The sequence below is a fragment of the Escherichia sp. AM3 genome, assembly GCF_032029835.1.
Taxonomy (GTDB): domain Bacteria; phylum Pseudomonadota; class Gammaproteobacteria; order Enterobacterales; family Enterobacteriaceae; genus Escherichia; species Escherichia coli.
Genome location: NZ_JAVUPQ010001243.1, coordinates 1 through 243, shown reverse-complemented (window position 1 = coordinate 243; position 243 = coordinate 1). Strand labels below are relative to the sequence as shown.

1 pseudogene is annotated in these 243 nt (G+C 54.7%); it reads right to left on the bottom strand.

The annotated features are described in order from the left end of the window. Positions 1-243: pseudogene (ldcA, locus tag RTW80_RS30495) on the bottom strand (muramoyltetrapeptide carboxypeptidase); the annotation flags it as partial.

The window sequence follows — 243 nt, the reverse complement described above, 5'->3', positions numbered from 1 at the left end:
GGGTAACGGTTTGCTGCTCATGGCCGAAATCCAGACCGGGGATCACCGGGATATCCAGCCGGGAACGAATGAAATCAATCATCGTCTCCAGGGAATAGCCCGCATCGTAATCGTTAGGGGCTGAACCACTAAAACTGCCCAGCACAATGGCCGACTGCCGATCCAGGATCCCGGCGTGATACAGCTGCAACAGCATACGTTCGACGCGGAACGGGTGTTCGTTAATATCTTCCAGCACCAGTA